The organism is Streptomyces sp. NPDC044003 (assembly GCF_056435185.1).
The window spans coordinates 283349-308650 of the sequence record NZ_JBWKFA010000001.1; the positions used below are offsets into that span (position 1 = coordinate 283349).

A 25302-nucleotide genomic window follows, 5' to 3' on the forward strand; every position below is an offset into this window, starting at 1 on the left:
GGTGAACCGTATGGTCGGAACTGATGCCCGAGAAACCGAACCCCCCGCACCCCGACCGCTCGACGGTCCGCGTCCTGCTCCGCCTCTGGCCGTACGTGAGGCCCGTGCGGGGCCGGCTGTTCACGGCCGCGTTCGTCGCGATCGTCGCGTCCTGTCTGTCGCTCGTCATCCCGCTCGTCCTCAAGTGGCTGGTGGACGGCCCCATCACCGACCAGGACCCCGGGGGTGTCTGGCTGGGAGCGCTGTACCTGCTCCTCCTGGGCATCACCGAGGCCGTCCTGTTCGGCTTCCGCCGCTGGCTGGTGGCCCGCCCGCTGTCCCACGTCGAGGCACGCATGCGCGCCGACCTCTACGGCAGGCTCCAGCGCCTCCCGATCGCGTTCCACGACCGCTGGCCGTCGGGACAGCTCCTCTCGCGCGGGACGACGGACCTGATGCTGGTCCGGATGTTCCTGGCGTTCCCGCTGACCTTCCTCCTGGTCAACGGCGTGACGATCCTGGCCGGTTACGTGCTCCTCCTCACCCAGGACTGGTCCCTCGGCCTGGTGCTGCTGACGCCCGCACTCCCCCTCGTCCTGGTCTCCCAATTCTTCGAGCGCCGGTACGGAACGGTGGCGCGCAGGGCCCAGGACCAGGTCGGCGACCTGACGACGGTCGTGGAGGAGAGCGTCCTCGGCATCCGGATCGTGAAGGGCTTCGGCCGGCACCGCAGCCAGGCGAGGGCGTTCCGCGAGCTCGCCGAGCACCTCCGCGGCACGGAACTGGCCAAGGCGCGGCTGCTCGCCATGATCTGGGCGGTCATCACCGTCCTGCCGGAACTGGCCATCGGGACGGCGCTCGTCCTGGGCACGGTGCAGGTCGCGGACGACAAGCTCTCCGCCGGCACCCTGGTCGCGTTCCTGTCGACGGCCCTGGCGCTGCGCTGGCCGGTGGAGTCGATCGGCTTCCTGCTCGCGATGAGCAAGGAGGCGGCGACCGCGACGGAACGGTACTTCGAGGTGATGGACGCACCCGAGGAGCCGGAAACGGCCGAAGCCGTCACCACCGAGGGCACGCCGGACGGGGTCCGCTTCGAGAACGTCACCTTCCGCTACCCGGACGCCCCCGACGAGACGCCCCCCGTCCTGGACGGCATCGACCTCCACATCCGCCCGGGCGAGACCATGGCCCTGGTGGGCGGCACGGGCTCCGGCAAGACGACGCTCACCGCCCTCGTACCACGCCTGCACGAGGCGACGACGGGCCGCATCCTCCTCGACGGCGAGGACATCGCCCTCATGGAACGGCGCAGACTCCGCTCCCTCGTCTCGATGGCCTTCGAGGAGCCGACGCTGTTCTCGGCGAGCGTCGGCGAGAACGTCCTGATGGGCGCGGAGGAAGCGGGCGACCCGGAACTGCGCCGCGCGCTGGACATCGCCCAGGCGGACGGTTTCGTCGACCGGCTCCCGGAGGGCACGGCGACCCAGGTCGGCGAGCAGGGCCTCAGCCTGTCGGGCGGCCAGCGGCAACGCCTGGCCCTGGCCCGCGCGGTCGTGGGCAGGCCCCGGTTCCTGGTCCTGGACGACCCGCTGTCGGCGCTCGACGTCCACACGGAGGCCCGGGTCGAGGCGGCCCTGCGGGAGGTCCTCAGGGAGACGACGGCCCTGGTCGTGGCGCACCGCCCGTCGACGGTGATGCTCGCCGACCGGGTCGCACTGCTGTCACGCGGCAGGATCGCGGCCGTGGGCACCCATCAGGAGTTGCTGCGCAGCAGCGCCGAGTACGCCTGGCTGATGTCCGGAGAAGGGACCGAGAACCGATGACGACACCCCCGGACGACCCGTTCGACCAGGACGACCTCCCGGCCCCCGAAAAAGCGACCACGACCCTCCTCCGCTCCCTCCTGACCACCCACCGCGCCCGTCTCGTACTGCTGGCCCTGACCCTCCTCGTCAGGGAGGCGGCACTCCAGGCGGGCCCGCTGATCGTCGCGTACGCCATCGACCGTGGCGTCCCGGCCTTCCGCGCGGGGGACCACGGCCCGGTCATCGCCGTGGCCCTCGGCTACCTGCTCTGCGCGAGCCTCTCGGGCGTCCTCCAGTACACGTTCGTACGGGGCGCGGCGAGGATCAACCAGGACGTCCTGCTCGACCTGCGCGGCCGCATCTTCCGGCACGCACAGCAGCTGAGCGTCGACTTCCACGAGCGGTACACCTCGGGCCGCCTCATCTCCCGCTCGACGACGGACGTCGAATCACTGCGCGAACTCCTCTCGGAGGGCCTCCAGGAACTGATCGGCGTCGTGCTCTCCTTCGTCTCGATCTGCCTGATCCTCCTCTGGCTGGACTGGGGCATCGGAGCGGTGGCGGTGGCCTCCTTCGCACCGCTCTACCTCCTCGTCCGCCTCTACCGGGCGCGCGCGGGCAGGGTGTACGCGGAACGCTCCACGGCCATCGCGGGCGTGATCGTGAAGTTCGCGGAGACGATGAACGGCATCCGCCCGGTCCGCGCGTTCCGCCGCGAACGGGCGAACGACGCCGAGTTCAACACGCTCAACCACCGCCACGAACGCAGCAACGGCGACGCCCTCCTGGAGATGGCCCGCTACGTGGTCGGCTCGCGCCTGGTGGCGAACACGGCGGTGGCGGGCATGTGCCTCTGGGGCGCGTACAGAGTCGCCGCGGGAACACTCGAACTGGGCGTGCTGGCCGCAGCGGTGCTCTACATGCGCCGCCTGTACGACCCGATCGACCGCCTGGGCATGTTCCTGAACTCGTACGAGTCGGCGGCGGCGTCCCTCACCAAGATCGCCGGCCTCCTGGCCCAGGAACCGGGAGTCCCGGAGGCCACGACGCCCAAGGAGCTGCCGGCCGGATCGGGCGGCCGCGAGATCACCTTCGAACAGGTCACGTTCGCCTACCGAACGGGCGGCGAGGTCCTCCCCGCCTTCGACCTGACGATCCAGAAGGGCCAGACGGTGGCGGTGGTAGGCGCGACGGGCGCCGGCAAATCCACCCTCGCGAAACTCCTGGCCCGCTTCTACGACCCGACCGAAGGCCACGTGAGGCTGGACGGCGTGGACCTCCGTGACCTCACCACACCCGACCTGCGCCGCAACGTCGTGATGGTCACCCAGGAGGCCTTCCTCTTCTCGGGAACGGTCGCGGACAACATCGCGATCGGCCGCCCGGAGGCGACCCGCGCCGACATCGAGAACGCAGCGAAGGCCATCGGAGCACACGACTTCATCACCACGCTCCCGGACGGCTACGACACGGACGTCCGCAAGAGAGGCGGCCGTATCTCCGCGGGCCAACGCCAACTGGTGGCCTTCGCGAGAGCCCTCCTGGCGGACCCGGCGGTCCTGATCCTGGACGAGGCCACCAGCTCCCTGGACGTACCGGGCGAACGCGCGGTGCAACGGGCGATGGACACGGTCCTGGCCGGCCGCACAGCCGTAGTCATCGCCCACCGCCTCTCGACGGTCGAGGTGGCGGACCGCGTCCTGGTGATGGAGCAGGGCCGCATCATCGAGGACGGCCACCCATCGACCCTGGTGAAGGGCGACGGCCACTACGCGGGCCTGCACCAGGCATGGCGAGACAGCCTGGTGGGCTGAGGGACAGCGGCCGACGGACAGAGATGGGGGACGGGCAGGGGGTCGTGTCCGGGACGTAAAGCGTGAGGTGTGGCGCCCCCGGCGCCGTACATCACGCAGTCCCGAACACGCCCCCCTGCCCGGCCCCGACGACCGGACTCAGACCCGCCGCCGCAGGAGCACCAGCGACATCACAGCCGCCAGAAGCATCAACACCGAGGCCCCCACAGCGGCACCGGACATGGCCTCGACGAAGGCGCTCCGCGCGGCCTCGACCACACCCGGCGCACCGCCGAGCGCACCCCCGAGCGTCTCCCGGGCGGCGACAGGCGCCGAAGAAGGCATGGCCCCGCTGTACACCGCGGCACCGACCGCTCCCAGCACGGCCATCCCCAGCGCCCCGCCCAACTCGGACCCGGATTCGAGCACGGCGGCAGCGGCACCCGCGCGCTCGGGCGGCGCGGCGCCGAGGGCGAGTTCGTTGGCGAGGGTCATCGCGGAGACGAGCCCGGCGGCGTAGACGGCGCTGCCGACGAGGACGACCCAGAAGGGCGTGGCGCGGTCGACGAAGGCGAGCCACCCGAACCCGGCGGCGGACACGAGGAACCCGCCACCCATGACGTACGCGTGGTCGACCCGCTGAGCGAGCACCGCGGCGACGGGCGCGGCCACCATGACGCCCCCGGTGGGGACGAGGCTCCAGAGGGCCGCCTCCAGCGGGCTCTGCCCGAGAACCGACTGAAGGTACTGGGTGAGGAAGACGGCGAACCCCACCGTCGCGGCCATGGCGAGCAGGTTGACCAGCAGGGATCCGCCGTACGCGGGGGTCCGGACGAGCCGCAGGTCGATCATCGGCTCGGCGAGCCGCGTCTGACGGCGGACGAAGACGAGCCCGAGAAGTACCCCGAAGGTCACCCCGAGCGCGGGCAGGGGCGCCCACCCGTCCTTGGCGAGCTCCTTGATCCCGTAGATGACGGGCAGCAGAGCGGCGAGCGAGAGCCCGGCACTGACGAGGTCGAACCGCGCACCCTTCACCACCACCTTGGACTCGGAGACGAGCAGCGGCGCAAGCACCAACAACAGCGCCATCGCAGGCAGGTTGATGAGGAAGACGGACCCCCACCAGAAGTGTTCGAGGAGCGCGCCGCTGACGACGGGCCCGAGGGAGATGCCGCTGGCCATGACGGTGGTCCAGAGGGTGACGGCCTTGGTGCGCTGGGCCGGGTCCTGGAAGAGGGTGCGGATCAGGGCGAGGGTGGACGGCATGAGGCAGGCGCCGGCGACCCCGAGGAGGGCGCGGGCGCCGATGAGGGCGCCGGGGCTGTGGGCGTAGGCGGCGGCGACGGACGCGGCGCCGAAGAGGCCGGCGCCGAGGAGGAGGAGCTTGCGGCGGCCGACGCGGTCACCGAGGGCGCCCATGGTGACGAGGAGCCCGGCGAGCACGAAGCCGTACATGTCGAGGATCCACAGCTGCTGGGTGGCGCCGGGCCGGAGGTCGGCTGCGATGGAGGGGATGGCGAAGTAGAGGACGGAGACGTCCATGGAGACGAGGAGGAGCGGGAGCATGAGGACGCCGAGGGCGGTCCATTCACGCCGTCCGGCACGGGCGGGTTCTGCGGCCGTGGAGGGCCCTGCGGTGAGTGTCATGGGGGCAGCGAAGCAACACACGGCGTACAGGGCCACGCACGCCCTAGTGCACCTGTGACGTTTCCCGCGAAGCCCGAGGTCAGTCACGCGTACACCGCACAGGCGCACTAGTACAGTCCCCTCCATGACCACGGAACCGCCCTACCTGAGGATCGCCGCCGAGATCCGACGCCGCGTCCGCGCCGGGGAGTTGGCCCCGGGTGACCGGGTCCCGTCGACGCGGGCGATCACGCGCGAGTGGGGCGTGGCGATGGCGACGGCCACGAAGGCGCTGGCGGCGCTGCGTCAGGAGGGCCTGGTGCGGGTGGAGCCGGGAGTGGGCACGGTGGTCGTGGACGCGGCGCGGCGGACGTCGGGCGCGGCGACGCTCACGCGGGAGCGGATCGTCCGGGCGGCGCTCGAACTGGCGGACGCCGAGGGCCTGAACGCGCTGACGATGCGGCGGGTGGCGACCATGCTGAACACCTCGACGATGGCGCTGTACCGGCACGTCCCGGGCAAGGCGGAGCTGGTGCGGCTGATCGCGGACGCGGCCTGCGGCGAGGTGCCGCTGGGCCCGGTGCCGGCGGACTGGCGGACAGGCCTGGAGCGGGCGGCGCGCTGGCTGCGCGGGGTGTACACCCGGCACCGGTGGATGGCGCACGCGATGGCGTCGTTCACGCGGCCGGTGGCGACGCCGAACGCGATGGCGTACTTGGAGTGGGTGCTGCGAGCGCTGCGAGGGACATCGCTGACGCCCGTGGAAAAGCTCCACACGCACCTGGCGATCTTCGCCTACGTCCAGGGGCTGTCGATGGCGGACGATCTGGAGGAGCAGGCCCTCCAGGATTCGGGCATCTCCAACGGCGAGTGGATGGAACAGAACGAGCCACGCTACGACGCGATCCAGGCAGCCGGCTCGTACCCGGAACTGATGTCGCTGACCAGTGACGGGAGCTTCGGTCTGGACCTGGAGTCGCTCTTCGAATTCGGGCTCCGCCGAACGTTGGACGGCATCGCGGCCATGATCGACGAAACGTCCGGTTAACGAACACGGCCGTACGGGCAGCGGACGATTTCCGGCCAACTTCCTGACGCGGTCCTGACAGGTCCCCGTCATTCCTGCCACTCTCTCCCCGGTTGTTCGCACCAAAGTTCACCGCTTCACCCGAACAAGTGAAGCGTCACACGTACCTGCTCCACCCGCTCCACAGCTCTCCTTGCTCCGCCCGGACGGACTCACCCAAGCCCGCCGGTACCCCCCTCGCATAAGGAGTCTGCGTGAGATCCACGCCCAGCCGTCGCGCCACCGCGACCGGCGCTCTGATCGCCGCCGCCGCCATGCTCACCATCGGTGTGCAGGCCGGCACCGCCTCGGCCGGCACCTTCGGTGCCGCCCCCGCGGCGCAGTCCCTCGGCAAGGTCAACCCGGGCAAGCTCCCTGCCGACCTCTCCCCCGCCGAGCGCACCGCGCTCATCAAGGCGGCGGACGCCGACAAGGCCGCCACGGCCAAGTCCCTCGGCCTCGGCGCCCAGGAGAAGCTGGTCGTCAAGGACGTCGTCCAGGACCGCGACGGCACGACGCACACGCGGTACGAGCGCACGTACGCCGGACTCCCGGTCCTCGGCGGTGACCTGATCGTCGCCGAGACGAAGGCCGGCGCCACCACCGGCGTCATCAAGTCGAACCGCGCCGAGCTCAAGAACGTCGACCTCGCCGCCGACGTCGCCCCGGCCGCCGCCGAGAAGCAGGCCCTCGGCCGCGCCGCCGCGGAGGGCTCGAAGAAGGCCGCCGCCGACCGCGCCCCGCGCAAGGTCGTCTGGATGGCCCAGGGCGCGCCCGTCCTCGCGTACGAGACCGTCGTCGGCGGCCTCCAGCACGACGGCACCCCGAACGAGCTGCACGTCGTGACGGACGCGAACACCGGCGCGAAGCTCTACGAGTGGCAGGCCATCGAGACCGGCATCGGCAACACGCAGTACAGCGGCCAGGTGACCCTCGGCACCGCGCCCTCGTACACGCTGACCGACACCGGCCGCGGCAACCACAAGACGTACAACCTCAACGGCGGTACGTCGGGCACCGGGACGCTGTTCTCCAACACCACGGACACGTGGGGCAACGGCCTCCCGTCCAACAAGGAGACCGCGGGCGCGGACGCGCACTACGGTGCCGCCCTCACGTGGGACTACTACAAGAACGTGCACGGCCGCTCGGGCATCCGCGGTGACGGCGTCGGCGCGTACTCCCGCGTCCACTACGGCAACGCCTACGTGAACGCGTTCTGGTCCGACTCCTGCTTCTGCATGACCTACGGCGACGGCTCGGGCAACACCAAGCCGCTCACCTCCATCGACGTGGCCGCGCACGAGATGACGCACGGCGTCACCTCGAACACCGCCGGCCTGGTCTACAGCGGCGAGTCCGGCGGCCTCAACGAGGCCACCTCGGACATCTTCGCGGCGGCGGTCGAGTTCTACGCGAACAACGCCAACGACAAGGGCGACTACCTCGTCGGCGAGAAGATCGACATCCGCGGCGACGGCAGCCCGCTGCGCTACATGGACAAGCCGAGCAAGGACGGCTCGTCCAAGGACGCGTGGTACTCGGGCATCGGTTCGATCGACGTCCACTACTCCTCGGGCCCGGCGAACCACTTCTTCTACCTGCTCTCCGAGGGCAGCGGCGCCAAGACCGTCAACGGCGTGAGCTACAACTCGCCGACCTCCGACGGCCTGCCGGTCACCGGCATAGGCATCGACAAGGCCCGCCTGATCTGGTTCAAGGCGCTCACCACCAAGTTCAGCTCGAACACCAACTACGCCGGGGCCCGCACGGGCGCCGTCGCGGCGGCCACCGAGCTGTACGGCGCGGGCAGCCCCGAGGTCAAGGCCGTCGAGGACTCCTTCGCCGCCATCAACGTGGGTCCGCGCTCCGGCGGCGGCACCCCCGGCGGCACGGTCTTCACCAACGACACCGACGTCGCCATCCCGGACTCCCCCGGTGCCGCGGTCACCTCGACGGTCAACGTCACCGGCGTCACCGGCAACGCGCCGAGCAACCTGGCCGTGGGCGTGGACATCGTCCACACCTACATCGGTGACCTCGTCGTCGACCTCGTCGCCCCCGACGGCTCGGTCTACAACCTGAGCAACCGGGCCGGCGGCAGCGCCGACAACATCCAGCAGACCTACACCGTGAACGCCTCCTCCGAGGTCGCCAACGGTGCCTGGAAGCTCCGCGTCCAGGACAAGGCGGGGATCGACACCGGCTACATCAACAGCTTCAAGCTGACCTTCCCGTAAGCGGGAGGGCCGCACGGCCTGAAGTGACATGACGGACGCCCGGAGGGAACTTCCCTCCGGGCGTCCGCGCGTCCGCGTGCCGTGCATACCCTGGACCGCATGATCAGGGTCCTCCTTGCCGACGACGAGACGATGATCAGGGCCGGGGTGCGGGCCATCCTCACCACCGACCCCGGGATCGAGGTGGTGGCCGAGGCCGGCGACGGGCACGAGGCCGTCGAACTGGCCCGCGAGCACCGCCCCGACGTGATCCTCCTGGACATCCGGATGCCCCGGCTCGACGGGCTCGGCGCGGCGGAGGAGCTGCGTGCGACGGTGCCGGGCGCGGCCGTCGTCATGCTCACCACCTTCTCGGAGGACGCCTACATCGCGCGGGCGCTCGGCAGCGGTGTGAGCGGCTTCCTCCTGAAGTCCGGGGATCCGCGCGAGCTGATCGCCGGGGTCCGGGCCGTGGCCGGGGGCGGCGCCGCGCTCTCCCCCACGGTCGCCCGGCGGGTCATCGACACCCTCGGCGGGGAGCGGTTCACGCGCGCGGCCGAGGCGCGGACCCGCCTGGAGCCGCTCACGGGCCGGGAGCGGGAGGTCGTCGCGCTCCTCGGCGCCGGGCTCTCCAACCAGGAGATCGCGGACCGGATGTACGTGGTCGAGGGCACCGTCAAGGCGCATGTGAGCGCCGTCCTCGGCAGGCTCGGCCTGCGCAACCGGGTGCAGCTCGCGGTCCTGGCGTACGAGGCGGGCCTGGTCCCCGATGCGTGAGCGCCTGTTCGACCTGGGGCTCTGGCTGCTGCTCTGCGTGCCCGTCCTCCTCAGGTCGGACCCGAACGACGGCGGGAGCTGGACCGAGGTGGTCGTCGGCGTGGCGCTCCTCGGCGGCTGTGTGGCGGTCAGCCGGCGGTGGCCGGCGGTGCCGATCGCGGTCGTGGTCGCGGTGAGCCTGTTCTCCTCCCTGGAGCTGTTCACCGCCTCGTACAGCATGGCCCTGATCGCCTTCGGCTATCTCGCCGGGCGGCGGGAGCAGCAGACCCGGGCGGCGCTGTGGCTGTTCGGCGCGATCGCGGCTGCGGGGCTGCTCCTGACGACGGTCACGCACACCTCGCTGGGTCAGTGGTTCACGCTGCTGCTCACGCTCGCCCTGGCGGTCGTGGCGCCCTGGCTGATCGGCCGTTACGTGCGGCAGTACGACCGGCTCGTGCGCAGCGGCTGGGAGCTGGCCGACCGGATGGAGCGGGAGCAGGCGGCCGTCGCCGACCGGGAGCGGCTGCGGGAGCGGTCCAGGATCGCGGGCGACATGCACGACTCCCTGGGCCACGACCTGGCCCTGATCGCGGTCCGGGCGGGCGCCCTGGAGGTCGATCCGGGTCTGGGGGCGGCGCAGCAGCAGGCGGCCGGTGAGCTGCGGCGCGCGGCGGCGGACGCGACGGCCCGGCTGCGGGACATCATCGGGGTGCTGCGGGAGGACGACGCCGGGGCGCCGACGACGCCACCCGGGGAGACGGTGGAGGAGCTCACGGCCCGGGCCCGCGCGTCGGGCCTCGCGGTCACCCTCGCCACGACCCCGGTGCCGACGCTGCCGGGCATGTCGGGCCTCGCCCTGCACCGGGTCGTCCAGGAGGGCCTGACGAACGCGGCGAAGCACGCGCCGGGCGCGGAAGTCTCGGTCGCGGTCACCCCGGACCCGGCGCACGTGACGGTCCGCGTGGTCACCGGCCCCGGTGCGGCGGAGGCGACGCTCCCCTCCGGCGGGACCGGGCTCGTCGGGCTCGGGGAGCGGGTGCGTCTTGCGGGCGGATCGCTCGCGCACCGGGTCACCGGGGACGGCGGGTTCGTCCTGGAGGCCGTCCTGCCGCGGAACCCTCCGGCGCCGCTGCCGGCGGCGCCGACCTCGGCGAGGGAGCTGGACCGGGCCCGCCGCGAGGTCCGCAAGGGCCTCGCGCGGGCGATCTGGATCCCGCTCGCGCTCCTCGTCGCGCTCGGCATGCTGATGGCCGGGGTCGCGGTCTGGACGCAGTCCCAGTCGTACCTGGAGCCGGACGACTACGCCCGGCTGCGGATCGGGCAGTCGCTCACGGAGATCACGGAGCACACCGAGTGGCCCGACCGCCCGCTGGACGGCCCGCCGACGCGTGCCCCGGCGGAGCCGCGCGGCATGGACGAGTGCCGGTACTACCGGTCCACGATGCTGGCCGCGATCCCGGTGTACCGGCTCTGCTTCGTCGACGGGCACCTCGCCGACAAGGCACGGGTCCCGTAGCGCGACCTACCTCAGCAACACCCCCGCCCCCTCCCCCGTCGTCTCCTCCGGCAGGGCCGCGAGGCCGAGTTCGGCCGGGTGGGCGAGCAGCGGGTGGGCGGGCAGGACGCGGACGGTGCAGCCGAAGGAGCCGGTCCGGTCGAGCTCCAGGGTGCCCGCATAGGGCAGCCGTCCCTCCAGGTCGGGGCCGCCCGCCGGTTTGAGGGTGACGGTGCGGGTGGCGGTGAGGGTGTCGTCGGCGTCGACGCGGCCGGTGACGGCCTGCACCTCGACGTCGTCGGCCTCGAGCCCGCCGAGCGCGACCCGGACGCGGACGACGGGCGTCGCGCCGAGTTCGGCGTCCGCCTCGGCGAGGTCGTCGCCGATCTCCACGTGGTCCACGGCCACCGCCGGCCAGGCCTCCCGCACCCGGGCCTTCCAGGCGGCGAGGTCCCGCGCCCGGTCGGGGGTGAGGGCGCGGCGGGCGCCGGCGGCGGGCACGTACAGCTTCTCGACGTACTCGCGGACCATCCGGTCGGCGAGCACCTTCGGGCCGAGGTCGGCGAGGGTGCGCCGGACCATGGCGGTCCAGCCGGCCGGCACCCCGTCGGGGCCGTGGTCGTAGAAGCGGGGGGCGACCCGGCGCTCGATGAGCTCGTAGAGGGCGGCGGCCTCCAGGTCGTCGCGGCGGTCCTCGTCGGCGGCGGCCGCGCCGTCGGCGGTGGGGATGGCCCAGCCGAAGTCGGGCTCGAACCACTCGTCCCACCAGCCGTCGAGGACGGAGAGGTTGAGGCAGCCGTTGAGGGCGGCCTTCATGCCGCTGGTGCCGCAGGCCTCCAGGGGGCGCAGGGGGTTGTTGAGCCAGACGTCGCAGCCGGGGTAGAGGCCGCGGGCCATCTCCATGCCGTAGTCGGGCAGGAAGACGATGCGGTGCCGGACCCGGGGGTCGTCGGCGAACCGGACGAGTTCCTGCACGAGCCGCTTCCCGCCGTCGTCGGCGGGGTGGGCCTTGCCCGCGACGACGAGCTGCACGGGCCGCTCGGGGTGGAGCAGGAGCGACCGGAGCCGGTCCTTGTCACGGAGCATGAGGGTCAGCCGCTTGTACGAGGGGACGCGTCGGGCGAAGCCGATGGTGAGGACGTCGGGGTCGAGGACGGTCTCGGTCCAGCCGAGTTCGGCGTCGGCGGCGCCGCGCTGCCGCCAGGAGGCCCGGAGCCGGTCGCGTACGTCGGCGACGAGCCGTTCGCGGAGGGTGCGGCGCAGCTCCCACAGCTCCCGGTCGCTCGTGTCCGGCCCGAGCCGGGCGGCCTCGGGGGCGACCCAGGTGGGGGCGTGGACGCCGTTGGTGATGGAGGTGATCGGCACTTCGTCGGCGTCGAGGCCCGGCCAGAGTCCGGCGAACATGGAGCGGCTGACGGCGCCGTGGAGGGTGGAGACGCCGTTGGCGCGCTGGGCGAGGCGCAGGCCCATGGCGGCCATGTTGAAGACGCCGGGTTCGCCGCCGAGGGGGATCTCGTCGCCGAGGGCGAGGATCCGGCCGAGGTCGACGCCGGGGAGGGCGCCGTCCTCGCCGAGGTGGCGGGCGACGAGGGCCCGGTCGAAGCGGTCGATGCCGGCCGGGACGGGGGTGTGGGTGGTGAAGACGGTGCCGGCCCGGACGGTCTGCAGGGCGCTGTCGAAGTCGAGGCCCTCGCCCTGGAGTTCGCGGACGCGTTCGAGGCCGAGGAAGCCGGCGTGGCCTTCGTTGGTGTGGAAGACCTCGGGTGCGGGGTGGCCCGTGAGCCGGGTGTACGTGCGGACGGCGCGGACTCCGCCGATGCCGAGGAGCATCTCCTGGAGGAGCCGGTGCTCGCTGCCGCCGCCGTACAGCCGGTCGGTGACGCTCCGTTCGCCGGGGGCGTTCTCCTCGACGTCGGAGTCGAGCATGAGCAGCGGGACGCGGCCGACCTGGGCGATCCACAGGTGGGCGTGGAGGCTGCGGCCGCCGGGCAGGGCGAGGGTGATCCGGGCGGGGGTGCCGTCGGCCTCGCGGAGCAGGGTGACGGGCAGCTCGCCGGGGTCGAGGACGGGGTACTGCTCCTGCTGCCAGCCGTCGCGGCCGAGGGACTGCCGGAAGTAGCCGTGGCGGTAGAGGAGGCCGACGCCGATCAGGGGGACGCCGAGGTCGCTGGCGGACTTGAGGTGGTCGCCGGCGAGGATGCCGAGGCCGCCGGAGTACTGGGGCAGGGCGGCGGCGACGCCGAACTCGGGTGAGAAGTAGGCGACGGCGGCCGGGGCGTCGCCGGGGCGGGCCTGGTACCAGCGGGGGTCGTGCAGATAGCGGTCGAGGTCCTCGGCGGCGGCGCGCAGCCGGGCCAGGAACTCCTGGTCGGCGGCGAGCGCGGTGAGCCGGGGCGCTTCGAGGGCGCCGAGGACCCGGACGGGGTCGGCGCCGGTCAGGCTCTCGGGGGCCAGGGACGCGAAGAGCGCCCGGGTGGGCTCGTGCCAGGACCAGCGCAGGTTGTGCGCGAGGTCGGCGAGCGGTCGAAGGGTGTCGGGGAGGACGGGACGCACGGTGAATCGACGGATTGCCTTCACGTTGTCCACCTTCGCAGGCGAGTACGGAGCGGAGCGGGCGCACCACGCTGTGCGTCCGTCGTGCCGCTCCGACGGTAGGGCGTGTGTTCCCGTCACGCCACGGCGCACGGGGTCAGGGCCTGTCTTGCGGGCGAGCCCGGCCTGACCCGCAAGACGGGCCCTAGGGGGTGGGCACCGCCGGCTCGTACGGGGAGCCCTGGTTGACGGTGGCCGGGTCGAAGGCCCCGGTGGCGGCGTACCGGCCGGCGATGGCGGCGAGTTCCTCGGCCGGGATGACCTGGTGGATGTCGGTGAAGCCGTGCGGGGCGCGCGCGTGGGCGAGGTTGATGACGACCTCGGGGCCGAGTTCCCGGTTGGCGTGCTGGAGCGCGGTCATGGCGGGGCGGCGTTCGCGCTCGTAGGCGGCGAGGCCTTCGGCGGGGTCGGGGTGGAGGGCGAGGGCGTGGGCGAGGGCACGGGCGTCGACGATCGACTGGGTCGCCCCGTTGGAGCCGATGGGGTACATGGCGTGGGCGGCGTCGCCGATGAGGGTGGTGCGGCCGTGGGTCCACCGGTCGAGGGGGTCGCGGTCGACCATCGGGTACGCGTGGGCGGTGTCGGCGGCGCGCAGGACGGCGGGGACGCTGACGCCGTCGAACTCCCAGCCCTCGTAGTACGGGAGGAAGGTGTCGACGGGGGCGGGCCTGTTCCAGTCGCCGCGGAGGCGCTCCTCGCAGGCTTCGCCGGGGGTGTCGGCGGGCCGGGCGAGCGCCCAGTTCACGAGGACCTCCCGGCCGGGTCCGGTCGGCCGGCTCATCGGGTAGACGACGGCTTTCTGCCGGTCGTCGCCGGCGATGAACATGAAGGAGCCGACGGCCCGCGCGGGCATCCGGGACACCCCGCGCCAGACGAGCATCCCGTTCCACGGGGGCCCGCCCTCCGCCGGGTTGAGGGCCGCGCGGACGGCGGATCGGATGCCGTCGGCGCCGATGAGGACGTCCGGTTCGAGGGAGGCCCGGCCCTTGACGGGTCCGTCGCGGTGCTCCAGGCGGAGCCGGGGCCGGCCGCCCGGGAGGAGGTCGACGCCGGTGACCTTGACGCCCGTGACGAGGGCGGCGCTGCCGAGCCGGGCGCGGACGGCGCCGGCGAGGACCTGCTGGAGGTGGCCGCGGTGGACGGACAGCTGGGGCCAGCGGTAGCCGGCGTCGAGGCCGCGGGGTTCGCGGGATATGAGGCCGCCGGAGCGGTGGTAGTAGCGCAGTTCGCGGGTGCGCAGGGCGCCGGCGTCCAGGGCGTCGAGGAGGCCGAGCGCGTCGAGTTCGCGGACGGCGTTCGGCATCAGGTTGAGTCCGGCGCCGACGGGGCGGATGGCCGCCGAGGCCTCGACGACCGTCACCCGCTCGAAGCCGGCGCCGTGCAGGGCGAGGGCAGCGGTGAGTCCGGCGATGCCGCCGCCGGCGATCACGATGTGGGGGCTCTGACCGTACTGGGGCCCGTACGGGGTGTGGGGGGACATCTCGACTGCTCCTTCGCGCCGATGGGGCGTGTCCTACGCGGCCGGCGGGCCGACGGGGGCCCCGGCGGGACGGCGCTGCGCGGTCGCGCGGCGCACCATGGTCTCGTTCTCCCTGGTCAGGTCCAGGATCGAGCGCAGCAGCGCGACGGGGGCCCCGCCGCTGCCCTCCTCGTACAGGCGGAGGTCGTCGCTGTACGCCTTGCGGGCGATGCCGATGTGCCGGGCCCGGAAGGTCTTCAGGATCCGCAGGACGCGGCCGAGGGCCTCCGCGGAGGCGGTGAGCGCGGGCGGCAGCCGGTCGGCGCCCTCCCAGCTGACGGCCGCCGACAGTTTGCTGACGGCGGAGACGCCGCCCCGGTGGCGGGCGTGGAAGGCGCGCCAGGACGGCAGGGCGTACGGCAGGGACTCGGCGAGGAAGGCGTCGTAGGCGGCGTCGGAGCGGTCGCACTGCCACAGCGTCAGGTCGATCAGCCAGAGCGGGACCTGTGCGGCGGCCGGGCCGAGGTAGTCGCGGCCGGCGATCTCGATCTCCTCGAAGTACGGGCGGAGGGTGAGGGCGAAGTACGCGGGCGGGACCTGGGCGACGGTGAGGTCGATGGACTCCACCATGGCGCGTACGAGGTGGGCGATGCGGTCGAGGGCGGCCGGGAATCCGGGGTCGTACGGTTCGAGGCGGGCGAGCCGGGCGCAGTCGTCGAGGGCCGCAACGAGTCCGGGGAAGACCATCCGTACGGCGTCCTGGAGGCGGGCCTCGGTGGGGTCGCCGGTGTAGGTGCGGCGGCGGGCGCCCGTCGGGTTCCAGGTCGTGTAGTGGTGGACGGTGTCCCGGGGGATCATGTCGGTGCGGCGGCCGAGGAGTTCGAGGACGGCCAGCGCCTCGGGCACGGCGGCGAGCGGCTGTACGCCGTGCCGTTTGAGGGAGCCGAGGAGGATGCCGAGGTCCCGCATCGCGGCGAGCGCGCCGCCGGCGCTCCACTGCGCCGCCTCGTCGAGGTCGGGGACCAGAGCGCGGAGGGCGACGGTCAGGGCGGCCGTGTCGGCCCGTGCGTTCATCCCGGGCACCGCGGCGAGCAGGGCGTCGGCGCCCAGCGGGTCGGCGGCGCGTATGTCCTCGGTCGTGTGACGCGGGTCGCCGAGCAAAACGGGCTCCTTCTTCCAGGGGCGGGTCATGGGCGTCATGGGCGTCGCGGCCCGGTCAGTACGGGTCCGGCACCCGGTCCTCCGGTGCCGCGGCCCGCCGCGGGAGGTGGAGGCGTACGGAGAGCAGCGCGGCCAGGGCGGCGAAGGCGGCGCCGGTGAGCAGGGCGGCGCGGAAGCCGGCGGTCTCGGCGGCGGCCCGGGCGGTGTCGGCGGCCCCGGTGCGGGCGGTGTCCCCGGTGCGGCCGGTGTCTCCCGTACGGGTGGTGGCGACGGCGACCAGGACGGCGAGGCCGAGGACGGAGCCGAACTGCTGGCTGGTGTTGACGAGTCCGGAGGCGAGTCCGGTCTCCTCGGGCGTGGCCTCGGCGGTGGCGGCCACGTTGGTGGTGACCATGACGAGCGGCAGGGCGGCGCCGAGGAGGAGGCTGGGGGCGAGGACGGTGCTCGCGAAGGTGCCGTCGGCGGTGAGCGCGAGGGCCAGCCAGAGGGTTCCGGCGCACAGCAGGACGAAGCCGAGGGTCATGGTCCGGTGCAGGCCGAGGCGGAAGATGATCCGGCCGGTCTGCGGGGCGACCGCGACGACGACGAGGGAGAGCGGCAGAAGTCCGAGGCCGCCGCCGAGGGGCGCGTACCCGAGGACGCTCTGGAGGTAGAGGCTGACCAGGAAGAACATCGGGAACAGCGTGGTCTGGGCGAGCGCCGCGAGGACGTTGGCCGGACGGAGCGCGGGCCGGGCGAGGACGGCGGGCGGCACGAGCGGGGCGGCGGCCCGGGTCTCGACGGCGGCGAAGGCGAGCAGCAGCGCCAGGCCGGCTCCTCCGGCGCCGAGGGTGCGGGCGGAGAGCCATCCCGCTTCGGCGCCGCCGACGAGGGCGTAGGCGACGAGGCCGAGTCCGGCGGTGGCGGTGAGCGCCCCGGTGACGTCGAAGCCGCCGCGGAAGGCCGCTCCCGAGCGGGGAGCGAGGATCCGGACGGCGCCCGCGGCGAGTACGGCGGCGAGGAGGACGTTCAGCCAGAACGTGGCGCGCCAGCCGAGCAGATCGGTGAGGACACCGCCGAGGACCGTGCCGAGGACGCCGCCGAGACCGCCCATGGCGGCGAACACGCCGAGGGCCTTGTGCCGGGCGGGCCCGTCGGGGAAGAGCAGGAGCAGCAGGGCGAAGGCGGCGGCCGCGGCGAGGGCGGCGCCGACGCCCTGGGCGGCGCGGGCCGCGACGAGGGCGTCGGCACCGGGGGCGAGACCACCGGCGGCGGAGGCGACGGCGAGCAGGCCGAGGCCGCCGAGGAAGACCCGCCGGTGGCCGAGGAGGTCGGCGACGCGTCCGCCGAGGAGGAGCAGTCCGCCGAAGGTGATGAGGTAGGCGTTGGCGATCCAGGACAGGCCGGTGGAGCCGGAGCCGAGGTCCTCGCCGACGGAGGGCAGCGCGACGTTGACGATCGCGGTGTCCGTGATCAGCAGCAGCTGGGTGGAGGCGAGCAGGACGAGCGCCCCGCGCCGGGGGCCCGGTGGTGGTGCCGTCACCGGGTGGTCCCCAGACCGTAGCCGTCGAGGCAGGCCTGGGCGAGGCTCTCGCACTCCCCCGCCGCGCCGGCCCAGGTCTGCATCGTCAGGTAGACGTGCGGGGCGCCCTGGTAGAAGCGCTCGTACTGCTCGTGGCGGCCGGCGAACTCCGATCCGAGGGCGTCCCAGGCGAGTTTGAGGAGTTTCACGCGGTCCTCGGCGGGGTGGCCGGGCGTCGCGAAGTGGCGGCGGACCAGCGGACCGAGTTCGGGGTGGAGGAGGTCGCGGCCGCTCGCGGGGAGCTGGACGAGGGCGCCGCCGGCGAGGAGCTTGATGTCCTGGACGGCGCGCGGGTAGAGCTCGCCGGCCATGATCCGCTGGGCGAAGGAGATCTCCTGCCCGGGGCGGACGCCGCCGCGCCCGCCGTCGACCTCCTCGTACGAGGCCTCGGCGGCGAGGACGAAGGCCTTGGCCTGGGCGACCATGCCGAGGAGCCGACCGATCGCCTGGGTGACGGGCGGCAGTTTCTCGGTGCCGTTCGAGCGGGTGAGCAGGATCGCGAGGCCGGTGAGGAACTCCAGCTTGGTCCAGAAGCGGGTGGCGGACTGGTGGGCGAAGTTCAGGTAGGCGGGGGTCTGCCACCAGATCGCGCCGGTGGTGGCCGGGTCCCGGTAGGTGAGGACGCGGTCCCAGGGCACGAGGACGTCCTCGCAGACGAGCATCGCGTCGTTCTCGTCGTACCGGGAGGACAGCGGGTGGTCGAAGACGGACCGGGCGCGTTCCTCGTAGGAGGTGCGGGAGATCAGCTTGAGGCCGGGGGTGTCGAGCCGTACGGAGAAGGTGACGGCGTGCTCGGTGTCGTCGGCGGCGAGCGGCTCGATGGTGCCGACGAGGAGCTCGTCGGCGAAGACCGCGCCGGTGCCGATCGTCTTGGCGCCGCGGACGACGATCCCGCCGTCGCGTTCTCCGACGACCCGCAGCGTGAGGTCGTCCGCGCCGGGGCCCGAGGCCGGGTTGGTGAGGGTGAACGCGGTGTGCAGGTCGCCCTCGGCGAGCCGCCGGTGGAAGGCGAGGGCGTGCTCGGCGCCGTCGAAGGTCTCCCCGGTGAAGACGGCGGGTGCGGCGGCGAATCCGGCCGCGCCGGCGGCCATGTGGTCGGGGGTGCGGCCGAGGAAGCCGTAGCTCGCCTCGGCCGTGGTGCGGAAGGCACGGCGGCGGGCGACGAGGTCCTCGTACGAGCGGGGCACGGCGCAGGCGCGGCGGACGCCGCCCTGGACGAGGACGGGGTGGTGCACGGGGTCGTCGGCGAGGTCGTACAGGCCGGCGAAGGAGGCGGCGGTGGACCGGAAGGCGGGGTGGGCGGTGACGTCCTTGACCCGCTCGCCGTCGAGCCAGATCTCGCGCCCGTCGCGCAGTCCCTCCAGATACTCCTGCCCGGACCTCGTCACCGGTGTCTCGCCTCTCCTCGGGTGTCACGGCTCTGCCGGTCCCGAGCCTGTCCGGGGGCGCCCCGGACGGACAATGAACGTCCGTCCAGGGGTCCTTAAGAACCGTCCAGGGGCTCCCGAAGATGTCAGGTCGGAGGTCGCTACGCGGCCCGGTACTCGCCCGGGGTCACCCCGAACCACTTGCGGAAGGCGAGGTGGAAGCCGACGGCGCTGCGGTAGCCGACGCGGGCGGGCAGGGCCGACTGCGGCAGGGAGGTCTCGGTGAGGAGCCGGCCGGCCTCCTGCATCCGGCGGGCGGCGAGGTACCGGGCCGGGGAGTCGCCCACGAGGTCCCGGAAGGCGGCGGTGAACGAGGAGCGGGACATGCCGACCTCGCGGGCGAGGGAGTCGATGGTCCACGGTTCGGCGAACCGGGTCGCCATCGTGACGACGGCCCGGCTGATGCCGGGGTGGCCGAGCAGCGGCAGCGAGGCCGGGTTCCCGGCGAGCTCGCGGAGCAGCGGGCGGAGCGCGAGGACGAGCGCCATCTCGAAGGCGCGCAGGGTGATGAGCCGGTCGCCGGGGCCGACGGGCCGGTCGGGCGCGGCGAGCAGCCGGAGGGTGTCGCGGAGCAGGGGTTCGCGGTCCACCTGGCGGCCGTCGAGGACGAGGGCCCAGGGCAGGGAGGTGTAGAGGCCGGTGGCGGCGCTGGCGTCGTAGTGGAGTCCGGCGCACAGGAGGCGGCTCTCCGGACCGCTGCCCTCGATGACGATCTCGCCGGAGGTGCCCGGCTGCCGTTCCGGCAGGACCGCCTTGAGCGGGACGCCCTGGCGTTCGGGCCGGTCGGAGAGGCGGTGGGCGGCGCCGGTGGGGAAGACGACGAGGTCGCCGGCGTGGAGTTCGACGGGGGTCTCGTCGTCGGCGGTGATCCAGCAGCCGCCCTCGACGACGTAGTGGAGGACGGCGCAGCTGCGTTCGGCGTCGCCCTCGATGGCCCAGGGGGCGCGGACGTGCCAGCGGCTGTCGAAGACCCCGGTGAGCCGGAGGGGTTTGAGGAGTTCGCTCAGCAGGTCCTCGTGCTCGCCCTCACCGGGAGGATCGAGGGGGTCGCGCTGGTCGTGACGGTCGGTTCCCACGGTTTCCATGGACGATCCTTCAACTTCCGCCCCGGTTTGTTAATTGAACGGCCGAAGCCGCCGCGGGGAGCCTGGAGGGACGCCGACACGGCAGCGGTGACAGCCTATCGAAGGGCCTTGGACACACATGGACAGTGAGATTCCGATGCGGGTGGCGGTCGTGGGCGCGACCGGCTTCCAGGGCGGCGCGGTGGCCCGCCTCCTCGCCGAGCGCCACCACCGGGTGCGGACCCTGACCCGGCGCCCCGAGGCGGACCGGCCGCCGCTCCCCGGGGCCTTCTTCCTCTCCGGGGACCTGGGGGTCCCGGGCGATGTGCGGCGGCTCTTCGCGGGGACGACGCACGCGTTCGTGACGATGCCTCTGGTGTACGACGAGACGCGGGTGGAGGCGTACGCGCGGAACATCGCGGAGGCCGCCCTGGCGGCAGGCACGGAACGCCTGGTGTTCAACGCCAACACCCGGCTCCCGCTGGGCCCGACGGACGTCGCCGCCTTCGAGACGCGGCGGCTCGCGGAGCGGGTGCTGCGGGACAGCGGGGTACCGCTCGTGGTGGTCCGGCCGCCGGTGTACCTGGACAACCTGTTCTCGCCGTGGAACGGGCCGGCGCTGGTCGACGAGGGCGTCCTCGCCTACCCCCTGCCGGAGTCGGCGCGGACGGCGTGGCTGTCGCACCGGGGCCTGGCGGAGGCGGCGCTCGCGGCGCTCACCCGGGAGGGCCTGGAGGGCCGGACCTTCGACATCGGCGGCGAGCGCGCCCTGACGGGCCGCGAGCTGGCGGCGGCGTTCGGCCGGGGGCTCGGCCGGGCGGTGCGGTACGAGGAGCTGGATCCGGCCGTGTTCGAGCGGGGCCTGGCGCAGCTGCTCGGCCCGGAGACGGCGGCCGGGGTGGCGGGGATCTACCACTACATGGCGAGCGGCGCGGATCCGCTCCTGATGACGGACGACGACGGGGTGTCGTCGGAGGTCCTCGGTCTTGAACCGGCCCCGGTGGAGGAGTGGGTGGCCCGCCAGCCCTGGCAGGTGTGGGCGACGGACGCGGAGAGCCCGGACACCTCGCCGCGCCTCTGACGCCGGACCACGGATCGAGCCCCGCCCCACAAAGGCGGGGCTTCTTTCTTGTCCGGCTCGTGCGCTTGCCGATATGCCTACGCCCGAGTAGTTAACAAAGCGCCGGATTGCCCACCCGAGAACCGTGGGAAGGCTCCTGCGGTACACCCCCGAACCCGTCTCCTCCGACCCTCCCGTTCATCCCAGTTCATCCCTGTGGACCCGCCATTCGAGTGAACGCGGACAGGAGCCGTCATGCCCGCAACCCGCCGGCCGTCGACGGAGCTAGAAAGAGCGCACCACCACCCGCACCCCCGTAACCCGTCAGGTGATGCTGTGAATCCGCTCATGGGACGCATTCCCGTACTGGACGTCCGCCCGCTGGTCGAATGCGGCCGGCGCCCCGCGAAAGCGGTGGCCGGAGAGTCCTTCGAGGTGACGGCGACCGTCTTCCGCGAGGGCCACGACGCGGTCGCCGCCAATGTCGTGCTGCGCGGCCCTTCGGGCCGCCCCGGCCCCTGGACCCCGATGCGTGAACTGGCCCCGGGCACCGACCGTTGGGGTGCCGAGGTCACCCCGGACGCCGAGGGCCTCTGGACGTACACCGTGGAGGCCTGGAGCGACCCGGTGGCCACCTGGCGCCACACGGCGAGGATCAAGATCCCGGCCGGGATCGACTCCGAACTGGTCCTCGCCGAGGGCGCCGAGCTGCACGAGCGGGCCGCGAAGGGCGTCCCGAAGAAGGGCGGCGGCCGGGAGGCCGTGCTCGCGGCGGCGGACACGCTGCGGGACGGGTCCCGCCCGGCGGCCGTGCGGCTCGCGGCGGCGCTCGCCCCGCAGGTCGTCGACGCCCTGGACCGCCACCCGCTGCGCGAACTGCTCTCCGCCTCGGCCACGTTGCCGCTGCAGGTGGAGCGGGAGCGGGCCCTGTTCGGCTCCTGGTACGAGTTCTTCCCGCGCTCGGAGGGCGTGCGGAAGGTGAAGGGGCGTACGGTCCCGGGGAACTTCCGCACCGCGGCCGAACGGCTCCCGGCGGTCGCCGCGATGGGTTTCGACGTCGTCTACCTGCCGCCGGTGCACCCGATCGGCGAGACCCACCGCAAGGGCCCCAACAACTCCCTGTCGGCGTCGCCGAGCGACGTCGGGGTGCCGTGGGCGATCGGCTCGCCGGAGGGCGGGCACGACGCGCTCCACCCGGACCTCGGCACGTTCGAGGACTTCGACGCGTTCGTGGCGCGGGCCAGGGAGCTGCGTCTGGAGATCGCCCTGGACTTCGCGCTCCAGTGCTCCCCGGACCACCCGTGGGTGGAGAAGCACCCGGAGTGGTTCCACCACCGGCCGGACGGTTCGATCGCGTACGCGGAGAACCCGCCGAAGAAGTACCAGGACATCTATCCGATCGCGTTCGACAAGGACATGGACGGGATCGTCGCGGAGACCGTGCGGGTGCTGCGGTTCTGGATGGACCACGGCATCCGGATCTTCCGCGTCGACAACCCGCACACCAAGCCGGTGGTGTTCTGGGAGCGGGTGATCGGCGAGATCAACCGGGCCGACCCGGACGTGATCTTCCTGGCGGAGGCGTTCACCCGGCCGGCGATGATGCGGACGCTCGGCGCGATCGGCTTCCAGCAGTCGTACACGTACTTCACCTGGCGCAACACCAAGGAGGAGCTGACGGAGTACCTCACCGAGCTGTCCGGGGAGACGGCCGCGCAGATGCGGCCGAACTTCTTCGTGAACACCCCCGACATCCTGCACGCCTACCTCCAGGAGGGCGGCCGGCACGCGTTCGAGGCGCGGGCGGTGCTCGCGGCCACGCTCTCGCCGTCCTGGGGCATGTACGCCGGGTACGAGCTGTGCGAGAACACCCCGCTGCGGGACGGCAGCGAGGAGTACCTCGACTCGGAGAAGTACGAACTCAGGCCGCGGGACTGGGAGTCGGCGGAGCGGGCGGGGACGACGATCACCCCGCTCATCACCGCCCTGAACCGGATCAGGCGCCGCCACCCGGCCCTCCGCCGGCTGCGGAACCTGACCTTCCACGACACCGACAACGCGCAGGTGATCGCGTACTCGAAGCGCTCGGGTTCGAACATCGTTCTGGTGGTCGTCAACCTCGACCCGCACCACACCCAGGAGGCTTCACTCTCGTTGAACATGCCGGAACTCGGCCTCGACTGGCACGAGACCGTGCCGGTGCGCGACGAGCTCACCGGCGAGACCTATCACTGGGGCAGGGCCGCATACGTGCGCTTGGAACCGGGCGTCACGCCCGCGCACGTACTCGCCCTGCGACCGTCCCCGCAGACCGGAGGGTCACCCACATCATGACTGTCAACGAGCCCGTCCCCGACACCTTCGAGGACACCCCCGCCAAGGACCGCGATCCCGACTGGTTCAAGCGGGCGGTGTTCTACGAGGTCCTCGTCCGCTCCTTCCAGGACAGCAACGGCGACGGCGTCGGCGACCTGAAGGGCATCACGTCCAAGCTGGACTACCTCCAGTGGCTGGGCGTCGACTGCCTCTGGCTGCCACCGTTCTTCAAGTCCCCGCTGCGGGACGGGGGCTACGACGTCGCCGACTACACCTCGGTGCTCCCCGAGTTCGGCGACCTCGCCGACTTCGTCGAGTTCGTCGACGCCGCCCACCAGCGCGGCATGCGCGTGGTCATCGACTTCGTCATGAACCACACCAGCGACCAGCACCCGTGGTTCCAGGAGTCGCGGCGCGACCCGGACGGCCCCTACGGGGACTACTACGTCTGGGCGGACGACGACAAGCAGTACGCGGACGCCCGGATCATCTTCGTCGACACCGAGTCCTCGAACTGGACCTTCGACCCGGTCCGCAAGCAGTACTACTGGCACCGCTTCTTCTCGCACCAGCCGGACCTCAACTACGAGAACCCGGCGGTGCAGGAGGAGATCCTCTCCGCGCTGAAGTTCTGGCTGGACCTGGGGATCGACGGCTTCCGCCTCGACGCGGTGCCGTACCTGTACCAGCAGGAGGGCACCAACTGCGAGAACCTCCCCGCCACCCACGGCTTCCTCAAGCAGGTCCGCAAGGAGATCGACGACCACTACCCGGACACGGTGCTCCTCGCCGAGGCCAACCAGTGGCCGGAGGACGTCGTCGACTACTTCGGCGACTTCCGCTCGGGCGGCGACGAGTGCCACATGGCCTTCCACTTCCCGGTCATGCCGCGCATCTTCATGGCCGTGCGGCGCGAGTCCCGCTACCCGGTCTCGGAAATCCTGGCGAAGACCCCGGAGATCCCCTCCGGCTGCCAGTGGGGCATCTTCCTGCGCAACCACGACGAGCTCACCCTCGAGATGGTCACGGACGAAGAGCGCGACTACATGTACGCCGAGTACGCCAAGGACCCGCGCATGCGGGCCAACATCGGCATCCGGCGGCGGCTCGCCCCGCTCCTCGACAACGACCGCAAGCAGATGGAGCTGTTCACCGCCCTGCTCTTCTCGCTGCCCGGTTCGCCGGTGCTCTACTACGGCGACGAGATCGGCATGGGCGACAACATCTGGCTCGGTGACCGGGACGGGGTGCGGACCCCGATGCAGTGGACCCCCGACCGGAACGCCGGCTTCTCCTCCTGCGACCCGGGACGGCTCTACCTGCCGGCCATCATGGACCCGGTCCACGGCTACCAGGTGACCAACGTCGAGGCGGGCATGGCCTCGCCGTCCTCGCTCCTCCACTGGACGAAGCGGATGATCGAGATCCGAAAGCAGAACCGGGCCTTCGGGACGGGGACGTACACGGAACTCCCGGCGTCCAACCCGGCGGTGCTCGCCTTCCTGCGGGAGGACGGCGACGATCTGGTGCTCTGCGTGAACAACTTCTCGCGGCACGCCCAGCCCACCGAGCTCGACCTGCGGCGCTTCGACGGCACGCACCCCGTGGAGCTGATCGGCGGGGTGAAGTTCCCGGCGATCGGACAGCTGCCCTACCTCCTGACCCTTGCGGGACACGGCTTCTACTGGTTCCGTCTCAAGAAGGCCTGAGCAGCGGCCAGTTCCAGGTGGGACGGTTTCCCCCGTCCCACTCTGGGCACTGTGAACGACACACGATCCACGCCACGATTCAGGTCCATCCGGGCCTTCTTGCCGGGCCCATACGGATCTTCCCTTTCCGACACGTCCCGCACATCCGGACAGTCACAGCCGCCATCCGGGACACTCTGCGCATTTGAACGCATACGAAAGCCACTTGCGCGCC

General features: G+C 72.5%; 16 protein-coding genes. 9 read left to right on the plus strand and 7 right to left on the minus strand.

Features of this window, described 5'->3' with window-relative positions:
- Positions 1–23: 23 nt before the first annotated feature.
- On the plus strand, positions 24–1802 hold the full coding sequence (locus AC07AW_RS01290) for an ABC transporter ATP-binding protein (protein WP_478813468.1): 1779 nt from the start codon (positions 24–26) through the stop codon (positions 1800–1802).
- Positions 1799–3598: an ABC transporter ATP-binding protein gene (locus tag AC07AW_RS01295; RefSeq protein WP_478813469.1), complete on the plus strand. Its 1800-nt coding sequence runs from the start codon at positions 1799–1801 to the stop codon at positions 3596–3598. Before AC07AW_RS01290 ends, AC07AW_RS01295 begins: the two co-directional genes overlap by 4 nt.
- Before the next feature lie 138 nt (positions 3599–3736).
- Here AC07AW_RS01295 and AC07AW_RS01300 read toward each other — a convergent pair whose 3' ends face one another.
- The gene (locus AC07AW_RS01300) at positions 3737–5224 is read right to left on the minus strand and encodes an MFS transporter (RefSeq protein WP_478813470.1); all 1488 of its coding nucleotides are present in this window, start codon (positions 5222–5224) and stop codon (positions 3737–3739) included.
- Between the two features lie 124 nt (positions 5225–5348).
- Here AC07AW_RS01300 and AC07AW_RS01305 point away from each other — a divergent pair, with 124 nt between their 5' ends.
- The 4 genes from AC07AW_RS01305 (at position 5349) to AC07AW_RS01320 (ending at position 10760) form a co-directional block, all read left to right on the plus strand.
- Entirely contained in the window at positions 5349–6251 is a 903-nt protein-coding gene (locus tag AC07AW_RS01305) for a TetR/AcrR family transcriptional regulator C-terminal domain-containing protein (RefSeq protein ID WP_478813471.1), read from the plus strand.
- 233 nt (positions 6252–6484) lie between these two features.
- Entirely contained in the window at positions 6485–8509 is a 2025-nt protein-coding gene (locus AC07AW_RS01310; protein WP_478813472.1) for a M4 family metallopeptidase, read from the plus strand.
- Between the two features lie 99 nt (positions 8510–8608).
- Positions 8609–9265 carry a response regulator gene (locus AC07AW_RS01315; RefSeq protein ID WP_478813473.1) on the plus strand — a complete coding sequence of 219 codons (657 nt, stop codon included), beginning with the start codon at positions 8609–8611 and terminating at the stop codon, positions 9263–9265.
- Complete coding sequence (locus AC07AW_RS01320; protein ID WP_478813474.1) at positions 9258–10760, plus strand: sensor histidine kinase; 1503 nt, start codon at positions 9258–9260, stop codon at positions 10758–10760. Before AC07AW_RS01315 ends, AC07AW_RS01320 begins: the two co-directional genes overlap by 8 nt.
- A gap of 6 nt (positions 10761–10766) precedes the next feature.
- Here the strand turns inward: AC07AW_RS01320 and glgP are convergent, their stop codons facing one another.
- From glgP to AC07AW_RS01350, 6 genes are all read right to left on the minus strand, one after another.
- Entirely contained in the window at positions 10767–13316 is a 2550-nt protein-coding gene (gene glgP, locus AC07AW_RS01325; protein WP_478813475.1) for an alpha-glucan family phosphorylase, read from the minus strand.
- Between the two features lie 160 nt (positions 13317–13476).
- Positions 13477–14811, minus strand: coding sequence for an FAD-dependent monooxygenase (locus AC07AW_RS01330; protein ID WP_478813476.1), 1335 nt, complete (start codon positions 14809–14811; stop codon positions 13477–13479).
- A gap of 33 nt (positions 14812–14844) precedes the next feature.
- Positions 14845–15981, minus strand: coding sequence for a monodechloroaminopyrrolnitrin synthase PrnB family protein (locus AC07AW_RS01335; protein WP_478813477.1), 1137 nt, complete (start codon positions 15979–15981; stop codon positions 14845–14847).
- A gap of 25 nt (positions 15982–16006) precedes the next feature.
- Entirely contained in the window at positions 16007–17473 is a 1467-nt protein-coding gene (locus AC07AW_RS01340; RefSeq protein WP_478813478.1) for an MFS transporter, read from the minus strand.
- Positions 17470–18900 (minus strand): 4-hydroxyphenylacetate 3-hydroxylase family protein, encoded by a 1431-nt coding sequence (locus AC07AW_RS01345; protein ID WP_478813479.1) that lies wholly within the window; start codon positions 18898–18900, stop codon positions 17470–17472. Before AC07AW_RS01345 ends, AC07AW_RS01340 begins: the two co-directional genes overlap by 4 nt.
- 140 nt (positions 18901–19040) lie before the next feature.
- Positions 19041–20024, minus strand: coding sequence for an AraC family transcriptional regulator (locus tag AC07AW_RS01350; RefSeq protein WP_478813480.1), 984 nt, complete (start codon positions 20022–20024; stop codon positions 19041–19043).
- A 118-nt stretch (positions 20025–20142) separates the two neighbouring features.
- Between AC07AW_RS01350 and AC07AW_RS01355 the strand changes: the two genes are divergently transcribed.
- From AC07AW_RS01355 to treS, 3 genes are all read left to right on the plus strand, one after another.
- Positions 20143–21084 carry an SDR family oxidoreductase gene (locus tag AC07AW_RS01355; protein ID WP_478813481.1) on the plus strand — a complete coding sequence of 314 codons (942 nt, stop codon included), beginning with the start codon at positions 20143–20145 and terminating at the stop codon, positions 21082–21084.
- Between the two features lie 327 nt (positions 21085–21411).
- Complete coding sequence (locus AC07AW_RS01360) at positions 21412–23397, plus strand: alpha-1,4-glucan--maltose-1-phosphate maltosyltransferase (RefSeq protein ID WP_478813482.1); 1986 nt, start codon at positions 21412–21414, stop codon at positions 23395–23397.
- Positions 23394–25088, plus strand: a complete 1695-nt coding sequence (gene treS, locus AC07AW_RS01365; RefSeq protein ID WP_478813483.1) for a maltose alpha-D-glucosyltransferase — start codon at positions 23394–23396, stop codon at positions 25086–25088. Before AC07AW_RS01360 ends, treS begins: the two co-directional genes overlap by 4 nt.
- Positions 25089–25302: the final 214 nt, after the last annotated feature.

Coding starts and splice junctions, on each gene's coding strand:
- AC07AW_RS01290 (WP_478813468.1), top strand. CDS start 24: ATGCCCGAGAAACCGAACCCCCCGCACCCCGACCGCTCGACGGTCCGC.
- AC07AW_RS01295 (WP_478813469.1), top strand. CDS start 1,799: ATGACGACACCCCCGGACGACCCGTTCGACCAGGACGACCTCCCGGCC.
- AC07AW_RS01300 (WP_478813470.1), bottom strand. CDS start 5,224: ATGACACTCACCGCAGGGCCCTCCACGGCCGCAGAACCCGCCCGTGCC.
- AC07AW_RS01305 (WP_478813471.1), top strand. CDS start 5,349: ATGACCACGGAACCGCCCTACCTGAGGATCGCCGCCGAGATCCGACGC.
- AC07AW_RS01315 (WP_478813473.1), top strand. CDS start 8,609: ATGATCAGGGTCCTCCTTGCCGACGACGAGACGATGATCAGGGCCGGG.
- AC07AW_RS01320 (WP_478813474.1), top strand. CDS start 9,258: ATGCGTGAGCGCCTGTTCGACCTGGGGCTCTGGCTGCTGCTCTGCGTG.
- AC07AW_RS01330 (WP_478813476.1), bottom strand. CDS start 14,811: ATGTCCCCCCACACCCCGTACGGGCCCCAGTACGGTCAGAGCCCCCAC.
- AC07AW_RS01335 (WP_478813477.1), bottom strand. CDS start 15,981: ATGACCCGCCCCTGGAAGAAGGAGCCCGTTTTGCTCGGCGACCCGCGT.
- AC07AW_RS01350 (WP_478813480.1), bottom strand. CDS start 20,024: ATGGAAACCGTGGGAACCGACCGTCACGACCAGCGCGACCCCCTCGAT.
- AC07AW_RS01355 (WP_478813481.1), top strand. CDS start 20,143: ATGGACAGTGAGATTCCGATGCGGGTGGCGGTCGTGGGCGCGACCGGC.
- AC07AW_RS01360 (WP_478813482.1), top strand. CDS start 21,412: ATGGGACGCATTCCCGTACTGGACGTCCGCCCGCTGGTCGAATGCGGC.
- treS (WP_478813483.1), top strand. CDS start 23,394: ATGACTGTCAACGAGCCCGTCCCCGACACCTTCGAGGACACCCCCGCC.